This window comes from Pseudomonas sp. CFBP13509 (assembly GCF_005233485.1).
GTDB classification, from domain to species: domain Bacteria; phylum Pseudomonadota; class Gammaproteobacteria; order Pseudomonadales; family Pseudomonadaceae; genus Aquipseudomonas; species Aquipseudomonas marginalis.
This window is the reverse complement of record NZ_QGAA01000002.1, coordinates 137,060-155,614: the sequence shown is the minus strand read 5'-3', so window position 1 is coordinate 155,614 and position 18,555 is coordinate 137,060. Positions and strand designations below refer to the sequence as shown.

The window sequence follows — 18,555 nt, the reverse complement described above, 5'->3', positions numbered from 1 at the left end:
ACGGTTTTCTCGCGCGCTATTTCCCGGTCTTCATGGGGACGATTTTCATGGCGATCTTCTCCGGCTCGGCGGCGGTATCCATGGCCGGTGTGACGTACCTGCGCGGGGTTGATCCAGCGCTCAAGTCCAGCTATTCGGGGGCTGCGATCCTGGTGCTGGTGGCGGTGCTGGTGTTTGGCAGCGTGATGATCGCTCGCGGGTATCGCTGGGCCACCCGGCTCGTGGCGGGCTACCTGGTGTGCTGCCTGTTGTTCGTGTTGCCGATGATTCAATACGGTATCAACACCCTGGTCTATGGCTCGGCGGTGCTGTTTCCGTTGCTGGGCTTGCTGTTGCTCAACAGCAGGCGCCACCGCGAAATGCGCCAACGGCTGCAGGAAGTCCGCCGCCTGCGCCAAGCCGTCATCGCACAGCGAAAAGCCCGTTGACTGAGTAGATTCGTCACCTGTGTCTTCGCACCTTGGGACAAAAGTGAGTACGCCGGGGCTGGAGTGTGGTCCCGGCGCGTATTTTCAGGTTTTGATGTTCTGGCGAATGTTCCAGCCGTACTTGACGGCGCCGCCGTCCTTGCCACCATCGGCTTTCTGCGGCTGGTAACTGACTTCGACCGTGGCGAAGTTCAGGCCGATGACTTCAGTCAATGTGTCGTCTGTCGTTACCGCATCGGTCTGGTACGAGATGACCATGACCTCCTTCATCGTGATCACCAGATACTCCACGGCACTGCTGCCGCCAGCCTTGCGCACCACCAGCCTGGCCTCGGGGTAATGCTTGCCAGTAGAGCAGGCCATCATGAGGTTGGGTGAAGATTTGTCCATGACCTTGGAGATGGACAGGTTTTCAATATTGACCTTGCCGGCACCGCCGCCGCTGCCGGTATGCATGGAGCCTGTCTGGGACATGCCCCAGCCCCATTTGCTGATCTCGATTTCATCGCGATGCACCTGATCCTTGGACTCACCCTTGATGTCCCCCAGCTTCAAAAACATATCGGTTGCCATGGTCGCTCCCTGTTTGGTTGCTCGCCGGTAGTGGCGCGCGGCGTACTTTTTCCTATTCGGGATATGGCCTACAAGACGCTACATCGTGATCAGGAAGTGCCTGTCTTGATAAAGCGAAGCTTCTGACATTTTTTGCGGATAGTCAGTCTTTAACCTCTGCGCTCTTGTGAAAAATCGGAGTAAAGGGATGACTTCCAACGTGTTGAAAGACGGGTTTCCCAGTGCGCATCTCACGACGCGGCAGTGGATAGAAAGCAGTATTGATCTGCAAAAGTTGTTTGCGGCGATTGATGCTGATCCCGCCATCGTCGGTGCGGGGGTGGTGTATCTCGATGCTCAGTTGCGTGCGGTTGTGTTGCGTGAGTTCCAGCCGATTTGCAGCGTGGCGCCGAAGACGGTGATTTTGCGTGAGGCGCCAAGCTATGTCGGACGGGTGGAGTTTGCTCGGCGGCTGGCGAATGAGCCGCGCGAGTCGCAGGTGGCGTTTGAGGCGGTGAATGCGGCGTTGGCGTGTACGTCGGCGGTGATTAGTTGGGTGGTGATAGCGGGTGGGTTCGGGTTGAGTCCATTTACTTTTGGGGGCTCTGGCGTAGCGGCTGCGATTAGCGTCGTAGGCGCCTCAGCCAGCAGTGTTCAGTGCATTATGGGTTTTCAGCGAACGCGATATGAATATGTAGACCCTGCGCGCAACGACGAGTTGGACAGCAATGAATGGTACCAAGCCGTAACTATTGGGCTGGATGCGGCTTCATTGTTAAGTATCGGCAACACGGCAATGTCTACGATCCGGTTCGTCAATATGCTGAAAAAGGCAACAGGAAAAAATACGCATCAGGTACTCAAAGGCTTGAATCGGCAGGAACGGGTAAAGCTCACCAAGGAATTACTGAGTATCAACCATCCTGATATGACCCGGAAAATGGTCAAACTCAAACAAATGGCTGGAGAGATGCCCAGGCGCCACACCTCGGCAGAAGTGAGGCGTGGGACCATCATGCAGATGCTCGATGCCGTTGGCGCGGTGTCGGGCGTTGCTGGCAGCGTGCGGTCCGGGAACATACGGATCATCGCGGTTGGGCTGTATGAGGAAATTTCAGAATGAGATTACTCAAAACGAGATATCTCATACCGAGACGCCCTTTTCTTTTGCGTTACTTTCCCGTTTTTATCAGTGCGATCTTTATGGGACTTTTGGGTGGGACTGCGGTTGTGGCACTTGCTGGAACACTACTATCCGCGAGCAGCCCCCTGGGCATTATCGACGTCTGCTGCTGTAAATGCCTGTGGGATATTGGCCCTCTTTATCACCCTCTGCAATGTCATGATTGTCTGCGGGCGGCCGAAATGGGTCTGGGGCATGTATGGTCTTTTCATGGCCTGCTTGTTATTCGCTTTACCAGCTTTTCAGTTTTCACCGCACCCATTCATTTACGCAGAAAGCATCGTGTGGCCGCTGCTCGGCCTCGTATTGCTTAGTAGTAAACGCCACCGCGAAATGCGTGACATCTACGTAGAACTTCGCGACATGCGGGGCAAGATAATGGTGGCCATTGAAAAGCGCCGCAAACACGAGCGCGCAATCATCAGAATAAAGAAACCGAGGTGATTCCCCACCCCCGGCGCCCACCCATTCGATACCGCCCCACCCACATCCGCCACAAATATGTGCAACCCTTGCACCATTACCGCAGCCACAGCGCCGTTTTGGTGCTGTACTGCACCGGGTCTTACGATAAAGCGCAATGACCGCCGCTCTGGCATAAGTCTTGCGCGCTTTGTGTCCATGCCCTGGCTCGCAGGAGGCCGCCGTGTCGATTCATGTCGCGTTGCACCATGTTACGCATTACCGCTACGACCGCGCGGTCGAACTTGGCCCACAGATCGTGCGTCTGCGCCCGGCGGCCCATAGCCGTACGCGGATTTTGTCCTATGCACTCAAAGTGCTGCCCGAGCAGCACTTCATCAATTGGCAGCAGGACCCCCAGGGCAATTACCTGGCGCGTCTGGTGTTCCCGGAAAAGACCGATGAACTGCGCATTGAGGTTGACCTGGTCGCCGAGATGGCGGTGTTCAACCCGTTCGATTTTTTCCTTGAGCCCTACGCCGAAAAAATCCCCTTCAGCTACGCCGCCGATGAACAGCGCGAGCTGGCGCCGTACTTGGAAACCCTGCCGCTGACGCCGAGGTTTGCCGCCTACCTGGCGGGTATCGACCGCACGCCGTTGCCGGCCGTGGACTTCCTGGTGGGCCTCAACCAGCGCCTGGCCGCCGACATCGGCTACCTGATCCGCATGGAACCGGGGGTGCAAACCCCGGAATTCACCCTGGAAAACGCTTCCGGCTCCTGCCGCGATTCGGCCTGGCTGCTGGTGCAATTGCTGCGCAACCTCGGGTTGGCGGCGCGGTTTGTGTCCGGTTATCTGATCCAGCTGACCGCCGACGTCAAAGCCCTCGACGGCCCCTCCGGCACCGAAGTCGACTTCACCGACCTGCACGCCTGGTGCGAAGTGTATTTGCCCGGTGCCGGCTGGATCGGCCTGGATGCCACCTCCGGGTTGTTCGCCGGTGAAGGGCACATCCCGTTGGCCTGTAGTCCCGATCCATCGTCCGCCGCGCCGATCAGTGGGCTGGTGGAACCCTGCGAGTGCGAATTTACCCACGAGATGTCGGTGGAGCGCATCTGGGAAGCGCCACGGGTCACCAAGCCCTACACCGAAGAGCAATGGCTGGCGATCCAGGCCCTGGGCCGGCAGATCGATGGCGACCTGCTCAAGGATGATGTACGCCTGACCATGGGCGGCGAGCCGACCTTCGTCTCCATCGACGACCCCGACGGCGCCGAGTGGAACACCGCAGCCCTCGGGCCGGATAAGCGGCGCTTGTCCGCCGAACTGTTCCAGCGCATGCGCAAGCATTACGCGCCCAAGGGCCTGGTGCACTTCGGCCAGGGCAAATGGTACCCCGGCGAGCAATTGCCGCGCTGGTCGCTTAACTGCTACTGGCGCCGTGACGGTGTGCCCATCTGGCACAACAGCGCGCTGATCGCCGATGAACAACAGGACTACGGCGCCGATGGCGTAATGGCCGGGCGCTTCCTGGCCAGCGTCGCCGAGCGCCTGAAGTTGCCGGCGCGCTTTGTATTCCCGGCCTTCGAAGACAACTTCTACTACCTGTGGCGCGAAGGTGCGTTGCCGCAAAACGTCACGGCCCAGGACCCGCGCTTGAGCGACGAACTGGAGCGCGAACGCTTGCGCAAGGTGTTCAGCCAGGGCCTGGATAAAGTCATCGGCCAGGTACTGCCGCTGGCTCGTACGGCGGCCAATGACCGCTGGCAGAGCGGGCGCTGGTACCTGCGCGATAACCATTGCCGTCTGGTGCCGGGGGATTCGCCGCTGGGCTATCGCCTGCCGTTGGCCTCGCAGCCGTGGGTGACGGCAGCGGAGTATCCGTTCGTGCACCCCACCGACCCTAACCAGGATCAGCCGGAACTGCCGACCAGCACACAACTGCAAAGCCATGGCGACCCCGCGCCGAGCGACGAGCGAGTGCCCGAGGTCGACGAGTCCGCCGACTGGCTGACCCGCACCGCCCTGTGTGCCGAAGCGCGGGAAGGGCGCCTGTACTTGTTTATGCCGCCCCTGGAACGCGTCGAGGATTACCTGGAACTGGTGGCCGCCATCGAAGCCACCGCCGAGGAATTGCACTGCCCGGTGCTGCTGGAAGGCTACGAACCACCGTTCGATATGCGCCTGAGCAACTTCCGCGTCACGCCGGATCCGGGTGTGATCGAGGTCAACGTGCAGCCGTCCGCGACCTGGGACGAGTTGGTGGAACGCACCGAATTCCTCTACGAGGAGGCGCGGCAGACCCGGCTGACCACCGAGAAGTTCATGATCGACGGCCGCCATACCGGCACCGGCGGCGGTAACCACTTTGTGCTGGGGGGCGCGACGCCCAAGGACTCGCCGTTCCTGCGCCGGCCCGACCTGCTGCGCAGCCTGATCAGCTATTGGCATAACCACCCCTCGCTGTCGTACCTGTTTTCCGGCCTGTTTATCGGCCCGACCTCCCAGGCACCGCGGGTCGACGAAGCCCGCAACGACGCGCTGTATGAGCTGGAAATCGCCTTTGCGCAAATGCCGCAGCCGGGTGAAGAATGCCCGCCCTGGTTGGTGGATCGCCTGCTGCGCAACCTGTTGATCGACGTAACGGGCAATACCCACCGCGCCGAATTCTGTATCGACAAACTCTACTCGCCCGACGGTGCCACTGGCCGCCTGGGCCTTCTCGAGTTGCGGGCCTTTGAAATGCCGCCCCACGCACGCATGAGCCTGACCCAGCAATTGCTGCTGCGGGCCTTGGTGGCGCGCTTCTGGCGTGAACCCTATGCGCCGCCGAAACTGGCGCGTTGGGGCACCGAATTGCATGACCGCTTCCTGTTGCCGCACTTTATCGAGCAGGATTTTGCCGACGTGATCGTCGAGTTGAACGCCGCCGGTTACCCGTTACGCGCCGAATGGTTCGCCGCGCACCTGGAGTTCCGCTTCCCCAAGGTGGGCGATTACGCCGTCAGCGGGATCGAACTGGAACTGCGCCAGGCCCTGGAGCCTTGGCATGTACTGGGCGAAGAGGGCGCGGTGGGCGGCACGGTGCGCTATGTGGATTCGTCCCTGGAGCGCTTGCAGGTGAAGGTGAGTGGGCTGCCGCCGCAACGCTACCTGCTGACCTGCAATGGCATCCCGGTGCCGCTGCAACCGACCGGGCGCATTGGCGAGTTCGTCGCCGGCGTGCGTTACCGCGCCTGGCAACCGGCCAATTGCCTGCAACCGACCATCCCGGTGCATGCGCCGCTGGTGTTCGACCTGCTGGACACCTGGATGCAGCGCTCCCTGGGCGGCTGCCAGTACCATGTTGCGCATCCGGGCGGGCGTAACTACGACAGCCTGCCGGTAAACGCCAATGAGGCGGAGAGCCGGCGCATGGCGCGGTTTTTCCGTCTCGGCCATACACCAGGAAAGCTCACCGTGCCGAGTGTTGTGATCAATGACGAATTGCCGATGACCCTGGATCTGCGGCGTCACCCCAATAAAAATGACTAAAAGCGATCACAATGTGGGAGGGAGCAAGCGCCCTCCCACATTAGATTGCAGTGAATTTGAATTAAACTGAGCCCCTTTGCCTCTGCCGAGCGTTCCATGCCCGACTTGCTCGACCAATACCCGCTGACCGCGGGTACTTATCACGAACTGCTGGACGACAGTGGCGCAGTACGCGCCCATTGGCAGCGCTTGCTCGATCACCTTCAACGCAGCACACCCGCGCAACTGGCCCAGCGCCAGGCGCTGCTGACAAGGCAGATCCAGGAAAACGGCGTCACCTATAACGTCTACGCCGACCCCAAGGGCGCCGATCGCCCTTGGGAACTGGACCTGCTGCCCCATGTGCTGGCGGCCGATGAATGGCAGCAGCTGTCAGCCGGTATCGCCCAGCGTGCGCGTCTGCTCAACGCCGTACTGGCGGACCTCTACGGGCCGCAACGCTTGATCAAGGAAGGCCTGCTGCCGGCCGAACTGGTGTTCGGGCATAACAATTTCCTCTGGCCGTGCCAGGGCATCCAACCGCCTGACGGTGCGTTTCTGCACCTGTATGCCGTGGACCTGGCGCGTACCCCGGATGGCCGCTGGTGGGTCACCGCCGACCGTACGCAAGCGCCTTCGGGCGCCGGTTATGCGTTGGAAAACCGCACCATCGTGTCCCGCGCCTTTCCGGACCTGTACCGTGATCTGCAGGTGCAGCACCTCACCGGTTTCTTCCGCACGCTCCAGGAAACCCTGGCCCGCCAGGCGCCGAGCGATGACCAGCCACCGCTGATCGTGTTGCTCACCCCTGGGCGTTTCAACGAAAGCTATTTTGAACACCTGTACCTCGCGCGTCAGCTCGGCTACCCGCTGGTGGAAGGCGGCGACCTCACGGTGCGCGACAGCACGGTGTTCCTGAAAACCCTCAGTGGCCTGCGCCGGGTGCACGCGATCATGCGTCGCCTCGACGATGACTTCTGTGACCCGCTGGAGCTGCGCACCGACTCCGCCCTCGGCGTACCCGGCCTGCTCGACGCCGCGCGCCAGGGCAATGTACTGGTGGCCAATGCCCTGGGCAGCGGCGTGCTGGAGTCCCCCGGTTTGCTCGGCTTTCTGCCCAGGATCAACCAGTTCCTGTTCGGCGAAGAATTGCTCTTGCCCTCCATCGCCACCTGGTGGTGCGGTGAGGCGCCGGTGCTCGCCGAGGCCTTGGAGAAACTGCCGGAACTGCTGATCAAACCGGCGTTTCCGTCGCAAAGTTTTGCCCCGGTATTCGGTCGCGACTTGAATGACGAGCAACGCCAGGCCTTGGCCGAACGCATGCGCGCGCGGCCTTACGCCTACGTCGCCCAGGAGCTGGCACAACTGTCCCAGGCACCGGTGTGGCACACCGTGGAGGATCACCTGCAACACCGCGCCATCGGCATGCGCGTGTATGCCGTGGCCAGCGCGGAGGGCTACCGCGTACTGCCCGGCGGCCTGACCCGTGTGGCGGCGGACGCCGATGCCGAAGTGGTGTCGATGCAACGCGGCGGCGCCAGCAAGGACACCTGGGTGCTGGGCGAACGCGCCAGCAGTGGCGAGCATTGGCGCGCCCAGCGCGCGATTGGTGCACACGACCTGGTGCGCCGCGACCCTTATCTGCCGTCCCGCGTGGTGGAAAACCTGTTCTGGTTCGGCCGTTACTGCGAGCGCTGCGACGACAGCGCACGCTGGCTGCGCATCGTGCTGGCGCGCTATGTCGACGGCGACGACCCCTTGGCCTTGCAGGCGGCGGTCGAGTTGGGTGAAAACCTGCGCCTGCTGCCGGAGGAGGGCGAGCTGCCCGAGCGTTTGCAGGCGGCCTTGCTCGGCGATGATTGGCCGTCGAGCCTGCGCGCCAACCTGCAACGCTTGCAGTGGGCGGCGTCCCAGGTGCGCGGCAAGTTGTCCCGTGAGAACTGGCAGGCCCTGGTGGAGTTGCAGCGCGAAGCCCTGGAGCTGGAGAGCGAAAGCCCGGATTTTGGTGAGTTGCTGGACTTTCTCAACCGCCTGGTAATGTCCCTGGCGGCGCTGTCCGGGTTTGCCCTCGACGACATGACCCGCGACGAAGGCTGGCGCTTCCTGATGATGGGCCGGCGCATCGAGCGCCTGCAATTTCTCAGCAGCAGCCTGGCGGCATTCCTGCGCGGCGTGGCGGTGTTCGATCAAGCGGGCCTGGAGTGGTTGCTGGAGCTCGGCAACAGCAGCATCACCTACCGCTCGCGCTACCTGGCGGTGCCGCAGCTGATTCCGGTCCTGGATTTGTTGTTGCTGGATGAACAGAACCCCCACGCGGTGCTGTTCCAGCTGAAACTGGTGAGCCGTACCCTGCGCCGTCTTAATGATGATTTCGGTGTGCCACGGGAGACCGGGTTGGCGCCGTTGGTGGAGCGCCTGGCGCGTTTCGACCTGGCGTGCCTGGAGAACCCGTTGTTTGGCGAATCCAGCGTGCGTGCCGCACTGGAAGGCCTGGCCGACCTGCTGCAGGCGGTCGCCGATGAGAGTGGGCAAGTGTCGGATCGTCTGGCTTTGCGCCACTTTGCCCATGTGGATGATGTCAGTCAGCAAACGGTGTCGGTGTGATGAGTGCGCGCTACCAGATTTTCCACGATACCCATTACCACTACGACAGCCCGGTGTCCCTGGCCCAGCAGCTCGCGCATTTATGGCCGAGGCCGTGCGCCTGGCAGCGTTGCAGCGACCAGCAACTGGATATCAGCCCGCAGCCGTCGTCACGCCGGGATGAGCTGGACGTGTTCGGCAACCCGATCACCCGCCTGGCGTTCGAGCGGCCCCATGATGAATTACTGGTGAACGCTGGGCTGACTGTGGAAGTGCTGGCGCGGCCGGTGCTGGATTTCCAGCACTCGCCCGCCTGGGACCAGACCCGCGACAGCCTGACCTACAGCAGCCAGCCACTGTCGCCCGAGTTGATCGAAGCCTGCCGTTATCGCTTCGAATCGCCCTACGTACACCTGAAGAAGACCTTCGTCGAGTTCTCCGAGAGCTGCTTCCCTCCTGGTGCGCCCTTGCTATTGGGGGTGCAGGCCTTGATGGAAAAGATCTTCAGCGAATTCACCTTCGATGCCGAAGCTACCCAGGTCGCCACGCCGCTGGTGGAGGTGCTGGAGCGCCGACGCGGCGTGTGCCAGGACTTCGCCCACCTGATGCTCGCCTGCCTGCGCTCGCGCGGCCTGGCGGCGCGTTATATCAGCGGCTACCTGCTCACCCAGCCACCGCCCGGCCAGCCACGGCTGATCGGCGCCGATGCCTCCCACGCGTGGGTCTCGGTGTATTGCCCGGTATCGGGCTGGGTGGATTTCGATCCGACGAACAATGTGCAGCCGGCGCTGGAGCACATCACCCTGGCCTGGGGCCGGGATTTCTCCGATGTGTCGCCGTTGCGTGGGGTGATTCTGGGGGGAGGGACCCATGACCCGGAGGTGCGGGTGACGGTGATGCCGCTGATGTAGGAGCGAGCTTGCTCGCGAAGAACCTGAGGGCGCCGCGTTGATCTTGGCTTCCCGCGTTATCGTTGACGTTCTTCGCGAGCAAGCTCGCTCCTACAGTAAATAATTATTCAGCCGGGTCTTTCGGGGTTTCAGTCTCGTCTGCTGCCACTTCACCTTCGGCATCCGGGTTCAGTGCGCCCGCTTCTTCATCGACAGCGGCTTTCTTGCGTTGCAGTTTTTCCTCTTTCTTCTGTTCCTTGGCCAAGTCTCTCTGACGTTTGGCGAAGGAGTAATTAGGTTTGGCCATGGGCGATCCTCTAGGGTCGAAGGTGAGGGTGGCGGCGCGCAGCTGCCTTGGGACGACATGGTAGCAGCTTCAAGGGGCGCTTGGCCTTCACTTACCGCAGGCGTACGCGGCCAGGAGGCCATTGAACAGTTGGTTGAGGTGCATGGCTCGGGCTCCAGTGGGTGATGGGCCGATCATAGACAGCCTGCGGCACTTTGGCTGGTTGATTGTGTCGATAAGTCTGATAGCCTAAAGTTGTATACAATCTGTTGATTCAGGTCATAAGAATTTTTGCCTGCCTCAGGCACCCTTGTCGCATTACGCGTTGTTTAAACCCTGCCTTGGAGATTCACATGTTTGCCAAACTCGTTGCTGTTTCCCTGCTGACTCTGGCCAGCGGCCAGTTGCTTGCTGCAGAGTGCAAGGTCACCGTCGACTCCACTGACCAGATGTCCTTCAACACCAAGGAAATCACGATCGACAAGAGCTGCAAGACGTTCACTGTCGAGCTGACTCACTCCGGCAGCCTGCCGAAAAACGTCATGGGTCATAACTGGGTGCTGACCAGTGCCGCCAACATGCAGCCGGTTGCCACTGATGGCATGGCTGCTGGCATCGACAAGAACTACCTGAAAGAGGGTGACGATCGCATCATCGCCCACACCAAGATCATTGGTGCCGGCGAGAAGGATTCGGTGACCTTCGATGTCTCGAAACTGGCGGCCGGTACGGATTACGCGTTCTTCTGCTCGTTCCCGGGCCACATCTCGATGATGAAAGGCACTGTGGTCCTGAAGTAAGACCGCGTTATCGTTCATCGGGGGCTTGCCCCCGATGACTGCCTGCCAATCAACACACCACTATCTGGCTCACCTCAAGGCGCAAACGGCATCACCCGCTTGTGCTCGGTCTTGCGGTACGTCTCGCAAATAATCCGGAACGCTTCTTCACGCACCGGCTCACCGTGCAGGAACGCATCGATCTCGGCATAGGTCACGCCATGTGACGCTTCATCCGGCTTACCTGGCGACAGGTCTTCAAGGTCGGCCGTCGGCACCTTCTCCACCAACGACTCCGGCGCACCAAAGAACCGTGCAATCGCGCGTACCTGGTTTTTCACCAGGCCGCTCAACGGCGCCAGGTCGCAGGCGCCATCGCCGAACTTGGTGAAAAAGCCCATCACCGCTTCCGCCGCATGATCGGTACCGATCACCAGGCCGCTGGCCGCGCCGGCGATGGTGTACTGCGCCACCATGCGCATGCGCGCCTTGGTGTTGCCGAGCACGAAGTCGCGGGACACCGCCGCCTTGCCTTCAAACGCCGCCACTTCATTGGCCAGGGCTTTCACCGCCGGGCCGATGTTCACGGTGTGGCGCTCGTCCGGGTCGATAAAGTCCACCGAGGCCTGGGCATCGATTTCATCGAACTGGGTTTCGTAGGGCAGGCGCACGGCGATAAAGCGGTAGGCCTCGTCACCGGTGCGGGAGCGCAGTTCCTGCATCGCGCGTTGGGCCAAGAGGCCGGCAGTCAGGGAGTCGACGCCGCCGCTGATGCCCAGCACCAGTGTCTTGAGCCCGGAATTGCGCAGGCAGTCCTGGATAAACGCTACGCGCCGGGCAACTTCGGCCTCGAGGGCGGCCTGGTCCTTGAACGGCGCTTGGACCTTGAGCTGTTCAGCAATCTCACGCTGTACGGCTTGCATGATTCACTCCTTGCTAGAGATGGCAGGTACTTTGAAAACATGACGCAAATAGGCGACAAAATTCGGGTCGGTGCAGTGGGTCTTGCCCGCTTCATCGGAGATCTTCGCGACGGGCTGGCCATTGCAGGCGGTCATTTTAAGCACGATGCTCATCGGTTCCACCCCTGGAATATCGCAGGTCAGGTTGGTGCCGATGCCGAAGCTCACATTAATGCGACCACGCAACGCGCGGAATATCTCCAGGGCCTTGGGCAACGACAGGCTGTCGGAGAACACCAGGGTCTTGCTCATCGGCTCGATGCCCAGCTTGTGGTAGTGGGCGATGGCTTTTTCGGCCCACTGCACCGGGTCGCCGGAGTCATGGCGCAGGCCATCGAACAGCTTGGCGAAGTACAAGTCGAAGTCGCCAAGGAAGGCGTCGGTGGTGATGCAATCGGTCAGGGCGATACCCAGCAGGCCACGGTATTCGCGGACCCAACAGTCGAGGGCGGCGATCTGGCTGTCGATCAGGCGCGGGCCGAGTTGCTGGTGGGCCATGATCCATTCATGGGCCATGGTGCCCAACGGCTTCATATCGAACTCGCGGGCCAGGTGTACGTTGCTGGTGCCGACAAAACGCCCGGGGAAGTCATGCTTGAGCACGCTGACCACCTCTTCCTGCACGCGGTATGAGAAGCGTCGGCGCGTGCCGAAGTCGGCCACTTGCAATTCGGCCAGCTCGTCGCTGCTGGCGTTGGCCGTCAGCCAGTCGAACTTGCGGTACAGCTGCTCGCGGGCCTGTTCGAGGATCACCGTCTGGTAGCGGTAGCGGTTACGCACTTCGCTGACGATCGCCAGCATCGGCACTTCAAACAGAATCACATGCAGCCACGGCCCGCGCAGGCGGATAAACAACTCGCCGTTCTCGATGCCGGTCTGCACATAGCGCAGGTTGAAGCGAAACAGCCCGAGAAAACGCAAAAAATCCGGCTTCATAAAGCTGATGCGTTCCAGGAACCCCAATTGGTCGGGGCTCAAGCTCAGCTCGGCGAGGCGCTCGATCTGGTAGCGGATCTCCGCCAGGTACGGGCGCAGGTCTTCGCTGTTGCGGCAACGAAACTCCCATTCAACTTCCACGTTGGGGTAGTTGTGCAGCACCGCCTGCATCATGGTCAGCTTGTAGAAGTCGGTGTCGAGCAAGTTCTGCACGATGCGATCGGCAAACACACTCTCGCTCATAACGGGAATCTCCAGACAGGTCGGGCGATGGGCGCCGACCTTTACGCACAATTAAGGAAGGGGGCTAGTGGCGCATAGACGCGGGTAGGTTTGCCAGTGATTTTTTTTGCCAAGGCCACTTGCCGCCGATGGCGATATTCCAGGCATTAAACAACCTGCTCCATCATCCACTTCACAAACTCCCGCACCTTGGGCACCTCCGCCGCGTGTTCCGGGAAGGCCAGGTAATAAGCGTCCTGGCTGGGCATTGCATGCTGCCAGGGGATCACCAGCTTGCCGTCGGCCAGTTCTTCTTCCACCAGAAAGCGCGGCAACAACGCCACGCCGCAACCGACCTGCGCCGCACGAATGCACATATAAAAGGTGTCGAAACGCGGCCCGTGGTAGCTGTGCTCGGTGTGATACCCCTGATCGGCAAACCAGTCATGCCAGCCCTGGGGGCGCGAGGCGTTTTGCAGCAGCACCAGGTCGCTCAGTTGCGTGGGATCGGTGAAGGGCTGCGCCGGCAGGCTTTCCGGGGCGCACACCGGTACCAGCTCTTCGCTGAACAGTTTCAGGCTCTCGGTGCCGGGGCGCGAGCCCTGGCCGAAGTAGAAGGCCATGTCGGCCTTGCCTTGCAGCAGTTCGTCCGGCTCCTGTTCGTTGCACAGGTCCAAGTGGATCTGCGGGTGGCGCAGGCGCCAGCCCTTGAGGCGCGGCACCAGCCAGCGCGCGCCGAAGGTGTAGGGGGTGGACACGCGCAACACTTCGGTCTCGCCGCCATAGGAGCGCAGGTAGTGGGTGGACATCTCCACCTGCGTGAGGATCTTGCGCACTTCCACCAGGTACAGGTCGCCTGCCGGAGTCATCTGCAAGCGGCGACGCACGCGGCGAAACAGCAGGTGCTGGAGCAATTCTTCCAACTGCGCGACCTGTTTGCTCACTGCGCTTTGCGTGAGGTTCAGCTCCTCGGCGGCGCGGGTGAAGCTCAGGTGGCGGGTGGCGGCCTCGAAACACTGCAGGGCGGTGATCGAGGGCAAATGTCTTTTGTTCAGCACGGCATGCCTCTTTTTATTCTTTGCATGAATAAACGGAATGATATCTCGCCTAATCGTCGTTTGTTGGCAAGTCTTGGGCCAGCTACAAATAAGGCCTGGATCGCCGTGCGTGCCGCGGTGCGATTTTTTGTTCGAAGATTAAAGGAGTGACCCATGGTTGCCGCATTGCTTGATCGTCTCGGGGTAAACCCGGCGCTGTACCAGGCGGGTAAACAACCCGTGCATTCGCCCATTGATGGCAGCCGTATCGGCAGTGTGCACTGGGAAGGTGCCGCCGAGGTGGAGCAACAGGTCAGTCGCGCCGAGCATGCATTCGAGGCCTGGCGCAACGTGCCGGCACCCCGCCGCGGCGAGTTGGTGCGCCAGTTCGGCGATGTACTGCGCGAATACAAGGCCGATCTGGGCGAGCTGGTGTCCTGGGAGGCCGGCAAGATCACCCAGGAAGGCCTGGGTGAAGTGCAGGAAATGATCGACATCTGCGACTTCGCCGTGGGCCTGTCCCGCCAGTTGTACGGCTTGACCATCGCCTCCGAGCGCCCAGGCCACCATATGCGTGAAACCTGGCACCCGCTGGGCGTGGTCGGGGTGATCAGCGCCTTCAACTTCCCGGTAGCCGTGTGGGCGTGGAACACCACACTGGCGCTGGTGTGCGGTAACGCAGTGATCTGGAAACCGTCGGAAAAGACCCCGCTCACCGCCCTGGCGTGCCAGGCGCTGTTCGAGCGTGTGCTGAAGAATTTCAAGGACGCGCCGCAATACCTGAGCCAGGTCATCATCGGCGGCCGCGATGCCGGCGCTGCGCTGGTGGATGACCCACGCGTGGCCCTGATCAGCGCCACCGGCAGCACCCGCATGGGCCGCGAAGTGGCGCCGAAAGTTGCCGCGCGGTTTGCCCGCAGCATCCTCGAGCTGGGCGGCAACAACGCCATGATCCTCGGCCCGAGCGCCGACCTGAACATGGCCGTGCGCGCCATCCTGTTCAGCGCCGTCGGCACCGCCGGCCAGCGCTGCACCACCCTGCGCCGCCTGATCGCCCACGAGTCGGTCAAGGAAGAAATCGTCACCCGCCTCAAGGCCGCCTATTCGAAAGTGCGCATCGGCCACCCGCTGGAGGGCAACCTGATTGGCCCGCTGATCGACAAGCATGGCTTCGACGCTATGCAGGACGCCCTGGAGCAGGCCTTGAGTGAAGGCGGCAAGGTGTTCGGCGGCAAGCGCCAGTTGGAAGACAAGTTCCCCAACGCCTACTACGTGTCGCCGGCCATTGTCGAAATGCCTGAGCAGAGCGATGTGGTGTGCACCGAAACCTTCGCGCCGATTTTGTATGTCGTCGGCTACAAGGACTTCGCCGAAGCCCTGCGCCTCAACAACGCCGTGCCCCAAGGCCTGTCGTCGTGCATCTTCACCACTGACGTGCGCGAGGCCGAGCAATTCATGTCGGCAGTGGGCAGCGACTGCGGGATCGCCAACGTCAACATCGGCCCGAGCGGCGCGGAGATTGGCGGCGCGTTTGGCGGTGAGAAAGAGACCGGTGGCGGTCGCGAGTCAGGTTCGGATGCATGGCGCGGGTACATGCGCCGCCAGACCAACACCGTGAACTATTCGCTGGAGTTGCCGCTGGCCCAGGGCATCACCTTCGACTGATTCTGTAGGAGCGAGCTTGCTCGCGAAGATCGTCAACGATCACGCGGGCATCCTGAATGCCCGCGCCGCTCTCGCGTTTTTCGCGAGCAAGCTCGCTCCTACAGTGATGGTGCTGAACAAGAAAAACGCTTGTTGGGTCTCACCGGAGTCTGGCAATGGCACTACGCGAAGCATGTTTGTGGGAACACCTCACCCCTGGCCGGCCGGATCGTGCCGCGCTCAAGGGCGAGGTCAAGGTGGATGTGTGCGTGATCGGCGCCGGCATCACCGGTTTGTCGGCCGCCATTCACTTGCTGGAGCAGGGTAAAAGCGTCGCCGTGCTGGAGGCTCATCGCACCGGCCACGGTGGTTCGGGGCGCAACGTCGGGTTGGTGAATGCCGGCCTGTGGATCCCTCCGGACGAGATCGAAGCCGGTTTCGGCGAAGCGGTGGGCAGCCAGCTCAACCGCATGCTCGGCGCGGCACCGTCGCTGGTGTTCAGCCTGATCGACAAATACAACATCGATTGCCAATTGCGCCGCGAGGGCACCTTGCACATGGCGCATAACGCCCGTGGCGAGGCGGATTTGCGCAGTCGTGAGGAGCAATGGAAGCGCCGTGGCGCGCCGGTGGAATTGCTCACCGGCCAGGCCTGCGAGCACGCCACCGGCACGAAAAAAATCGCCGCCGCCTTGCTGGATCGGCGTGCTGGCACCTTGAACCCGATGGCCTACACCAGTGGCCTGGCGAATGCCGCCGTGGGGCTTGGCGGGCAGTTGTTCGACCATTCTCCGGTCGCCCGGTTGGAGCGCCAAGGTGCGAGTTGGTCCGTTCAGACCGCCAGCGGTTCGGTGCAGGCTGCACAAGTGGTCATCGCCTCCAACGCCTACACCGAAGGTGAGTGGACCGAGCTGCGACGCAATTTTTTCCCCGGCTACTACTACCAGGTCGCCTCCGCGCCGCTGACCGACGCCGCCGCCGAGCAGATTCTGCCCGGCGGCCAAGGCTCATGGGACACGCGCCAGGTACTGAGCAGCATCCGCCGCGATGCCGATGGCCGCCTGTTGCTCGGCAGCCTGGGCAACGGTAACCAGAAACCGGCCTGGTTCCTCAAGGCGTGGGCTGATCGGGTGCAGCAACATTACTTCCCGTACCTCAAATCGGTGCAATGGGAATTCACCTGGACCGGCTGCATCGCCTTCACCCCCGATCACCTGATGCGCCTGTTCGAGCCAGCTCCCGGCCTGGTGGCGGTAACCGGCTATAACGGGCGCGGCGTGACCACCGGCAGCGTGGTCGGCAAGGCGTTCGCCGACTATCTATGTCACCAGAATCCCCAAGCCTTGCCGATTCCGTTTGCACCCATGCAACCGCTGGCCGGGGTTGGGCTGCGCAGTTGCCTGTATGAAGCCGGATTCTCGCTGTATCACGCCGGGCAATGCCTGAGGATCGTGATCTGATCAGCGAAATACCGCTCAGAAGCCTGCATTTTCTTAGCCGGCTACTAATCTGTATTGGTGCAGGTCGTAGCAGTTGCGCACTGTAAATGTGCAGTTCCGTTACGCAGGCTGTTACAGCTGTAGGAACTGTCGTTTATTGCTTTGGTTGCAGGTGCGACCCGTCAGGGTTGTACTTTTTCGGCCCATGGGTTGCACCTATCGATGCTAGAGGGTTGCACGTCCTGGCGAGCGGAGCCGAAACGCCTGCAATAACAATGACACCGTGTCTTTTTGAAGAATAAAAACGTAATGGCACGAGGCTTGCTCTGGGCTTTCAGTGAAAAGTTTGAACGCAAGTTGTCGTGCCAAAAATCAAAAATATCGGAGCACCACTCATGTCCCAGACGTTTTACAAGAAAGGTTTTCTGGCCCTCGCCGTTGCAGCGGCGCTGGGTGTTTCTACGTTTGTTCAAGCTGATGTGAAGATTGGCGTTGCGGGGCCGATGACCGGCGCCAACGCCTCGTTCGGTGAGCAGTACATGAAGGGTGCCCAGGCGGCAGCCGAGGTGATCAACAAGGCCGGTGGCATCAATGGCGAGAAAGTCGTGCTGGTGGCAGGCGACGATGCCTGTGAGCCGAAACAGGCCGTTGCCGTGGCCAACCGCCTGGCTGACCAGGACAAAGTGATTGGCGTAGTCGGGCACTTCTGCTCGTCGAACACCATTCCGGCCTCCGAGGTCTACGACGAAGCGGGCATCATCGCGATCACCCCAGGCTCTACCAACCCACAAGTGACCGAGCGCGGCCTGGGCGCCATGTTCCGTATGTGCGGGCGTGACGACCAGCAAGGCATCGTCGCCGGCGACTACATCGTCGACGTGCTCAAGGGCAAGAAAGTCGCCGTCATCAACGACAAGGACACCTACGGCAAAGGCCTGGCCGACGCCACCGCTGCCCAGTTGACCAAGCGCGGCGTCAAGCCGGTGCTGGAAGAAGGCCTGACCCGTGGCGAGAAGGACTTCAGTGCGCTGGTCACCAAAATCCGCTCCCTGGGCGCCGACGTCGTGTACTTCGGTGGCCTGCACCCGGAAGCCGGTCCATTGGTTCGCCAGATTCGTGAAGCGGGCCTGAAGGACGTCAAGTTCATGTCCGATGACGGCGTAGTGACCGATGAACTGGTGGCCACCGCTGGCGGCGCGCAATACGTCGATGGCGTGTACATGACCTTTGGCGCCGACCCGCGCCTGCTGCCGGACAGCAAGGCCGTGGTGGAAGAGTTCCGCAAGGCCGGCTACGAGCCTGAGGGCTACACCCTGTACGCCTACGCCTCGCTGCAGGCCCTGGCCGCCGGCTTCAACGGCGCCAAGTCCAACAAGGGCGAAGACGCGGCCAAATGGCTGAAAGCGCACCCGGTCAAAACCGTGATGGGCGAGAAGACCTGGGACGCGAAGGGCGACCTGAAAGTCTCCGACTACGTGGTTTACCAGTGGGATAAAGACGGCAAATACCACCAGCTGGAAAAGCAGAAGTAATCCATGTGGGAGGGGGCTTGTCCCCGAAGCGGTGGGTCAGTCAACAGTTGTTCAGCTGACCCACCGCATCGGGGGCAAGCCCCCTCCCACATTGGGACAGCGTTGTTATTGAGATCTGTCTTTTCCTCCAGAAGCGCCGCACACCGACTGGTGTGCAGGTGCTCAC

The 18,555-nt window shown here is 61.4% G+C and carries 15 protein-coding genes; 10 read left to right on the top strand and 5 right to left on the bottom strand.

Annotated elements, in window-relative coordinates; all coding sequences use genetic code 11:
* Positions 1-32: 32 nt before the first annotated feature.
* The gene (locus PspCFBP13509_RS04140) at positions 33-428 is read left to right on the top strand and encodes a hypothetical protein (RefSeq protein ID WP_074848781.1); all 396 of its coding nucleotides are present in this window, start codon (positions 33-35) and stop codon (positions 426-428) included.
* Positions 429-512: 84 nt separating this feature from the next.
* On the opposite strand, the gene PspCFBP13509_RS04135 is transcribed toward PspCFBP13509_RS04140, so the two are convergent.
* A complete protein-coding gene (locus PspCFBP13509_RS04135) occupies positions 513-1,001 on the bottom strand; it encodes an Hcp family type VI secretion system effector (protein ID WP_053134453.1) in 489 nt (162 codons plus the stop codon).
* Positions 1,002-1,188: 187 nt separating this feature from the next.
* On the opposite strand from PspCFBP13509_RS04135, the gene PspCFBP13509_RS04130 reads away from it, so the two are divergent.
* The 5 genes from PspCFBP13509_RS04130 (at position 1,189) to PspCFBP13509_RS04110 (ending at position 9,573) form a co-directional block, all read left to right on the top strand.
* On the top strand, positions 1,189-2,103 hold the full coding sequence (locus PspCFBP13509_RS04130; RefSeq protein WP_074848593.1) for an NAD synthetase: 915 nt from the start codon (positions 1,189-1,191) through the stop codon (positions 2,101-2,103).
* Between the two features lie 114 nt (positions 2,104-2,217).
* Positions 2,218-2,607 (top strand): hypothetical protein, encoded by a 390-nt coding sequence (locus tag PspCFBP13509_RS04125; protein WP_242001052.1) that lies wholly within the window; start codon positions 2,218-2,220, stop codon positions 2,605-2,607.
* 202 nt (positions 2,608-2,809) lie between these two features.
* Positions 2,810-6,100, top strand: a complete 3,291-nt coding sequence (locus PspCFBP13509_RS04120; RefSeq protein WP_065925615.1) for a transglutaminase family protein — start codon at positions 2,810-2,812, stop codon at positions 6,098-6,100.
* A 96-nt stretch (positions 6,101-6,196) separates the two neighbouring features.
* The gene (locus PspCFBP13509_RS04115) at positions 6,197-8,683 is read left to right on the top strand and encodes a circularly permuted type 2 ATP-grasp protein (RefSeq protein ID WP_065925614.1); all 2,487 of its coding nucleotides are present in this window, start codon (positions 6,197-6,199) and stop codon (positions 8,681-8,683) included.
* The gene (locus PspCFBP13509_RS04110) at positions 8,683-9,573 is read left to right on the top strand and encodes a transglutaminase family protein (protein ID WP_065925613.1); all 891 of its coding nucleotides are present in this window, start codon (positions 8,683-8,685) and stop codon (positions 9,571-9,573) included. Before PspCFBP13509_RS04115 ends, PspCFBP13509_RS04110 begins: the two co-directional genes overlap by 1 nt.
* Before the next feature lie 103 nt (positions 9,574-9,676).
* Here the strand turns inward: PspCFBP13509_RS04110 and PspCFBP13509_RS04100 are convergent, their stop codons facing one another.
* Positions 9,677-9,859 (bottom strand): hypothetical protein, encoded by a 183-nt coding sequence (locus PspCFBP13509_RS04100; protein WP_032890516.1) that lies wholly within the window; start codon positions 9,857-9,859, stop codon positions 9,677-9,679.
* 332 nt (positions 9,860-10,191) lie between these two features.
* Between PspCFBP13509_RS04100 and azu the strand changes: the two genes are divergently transcribed.
* On the top strand, positions 10,192-10,638 hold the full coding sequence (gene azu / locus PspCFBP13509_RS04095) for an azurin (protein ID WP_027607696.1): 447 nt from the start codon (positions 10,192-10,194) through the stop codon (positions 10,636-10,638).
* Between the two features lie 74 nt (positions 10,639-10,712).
* On the opposite strand, the gene nadE is transcribed toward azu, so the two are convergent.
* The 3 genes from nadE to PspCFBP13509_RS04080 form a co-directional block, all read right to left on the bottom strand.
* On the bottom strand, positions 10,713-11,540 hold the full coding sequence (nadE, locus tag PspCFBP13509_RS04090) for an ammonia-dependent NAD(+) synthetase (RefSeq protein WP_027607697.1): 828 nt from the start codon (positions 11,538-11,540) through the stop codon (positions 10,713-10,715).
* 3 nt (positions 11,541-11,543) lie between these two features.
* Positions 11,544-12,758: a nicotinate phosphoribosyltransferase gene (gene pncB, locus PspCFBP13509_RS04085; RefSeq protein WP_065947132.1), complete on the bottom strand. Its 1,215-nt coding sequence runs from the start codon at positions 12,756-12,758 to the stop codon at positions 11,544-11,546.
* A gap of 146 nt (positions 12,759-12,904) precedes the next feature.
* Complete coding sequence (locus PspCFBP13509_RS04080) at positions 12,905-13,795, bottom strand: LysR family transcriptional regulator (RefSeq protein WP_065925611.1); 891 nt, start codon at positions 13,793-13,795, stop codon at positions 12,905-12,907.
* Positions 13,796-13,948: 153 nt separating this feature from the next.
* Between PspCFBP13509_RS04080 and amaB the strand changes: the two genes are divergently transcribed.
* The 3 genes from amaB (at position 13,949) to PspCFBP13509_RS04065 (ending at position 18,389) form a co-directional block, all read left to right on the top strand.
* On the top strand, positions 13,949-15,439 hold the full coding sequence (gene amaB / locus PspCFBP13509_RS04075; protein ID WP_137211602.1) for an L-piperidine-6-carboxylate dehydrogenase: 1,491 nt from the start codon (positions 13,949-13,951) through the stop codon (positions 15,437-15,439).
* Between the two features lie 155 nt (positions 15,440-15,594).
* A complete protein-coding gene (gene amaA, locus PspCFBP13509_RS04070) occupies positions 15,595-16,878 on the top strand; it encodes an L-pipecolate oxidase (RefSeq protein WP_065925609.1) in 1,284 nt (427 codons plus the stop codon).
* Between the two features lie 374 nt (positions 16,879-17,252).
* Positions 17,253-18,389: a branched-chain amino acid ABC transporter substrate-binding protein gene (locus tag PspCFBP13509_RS04065; RefSeq protein ID WP_027607701.1), complete on the top strand. Its 1,137-nt coding sequence runs from the start codon at positions 17,253-17,255 to the stop codon at positions 18,387-18,389.
* Positions 18,390-18,555 lie beyond the last annotated feature (166 nt).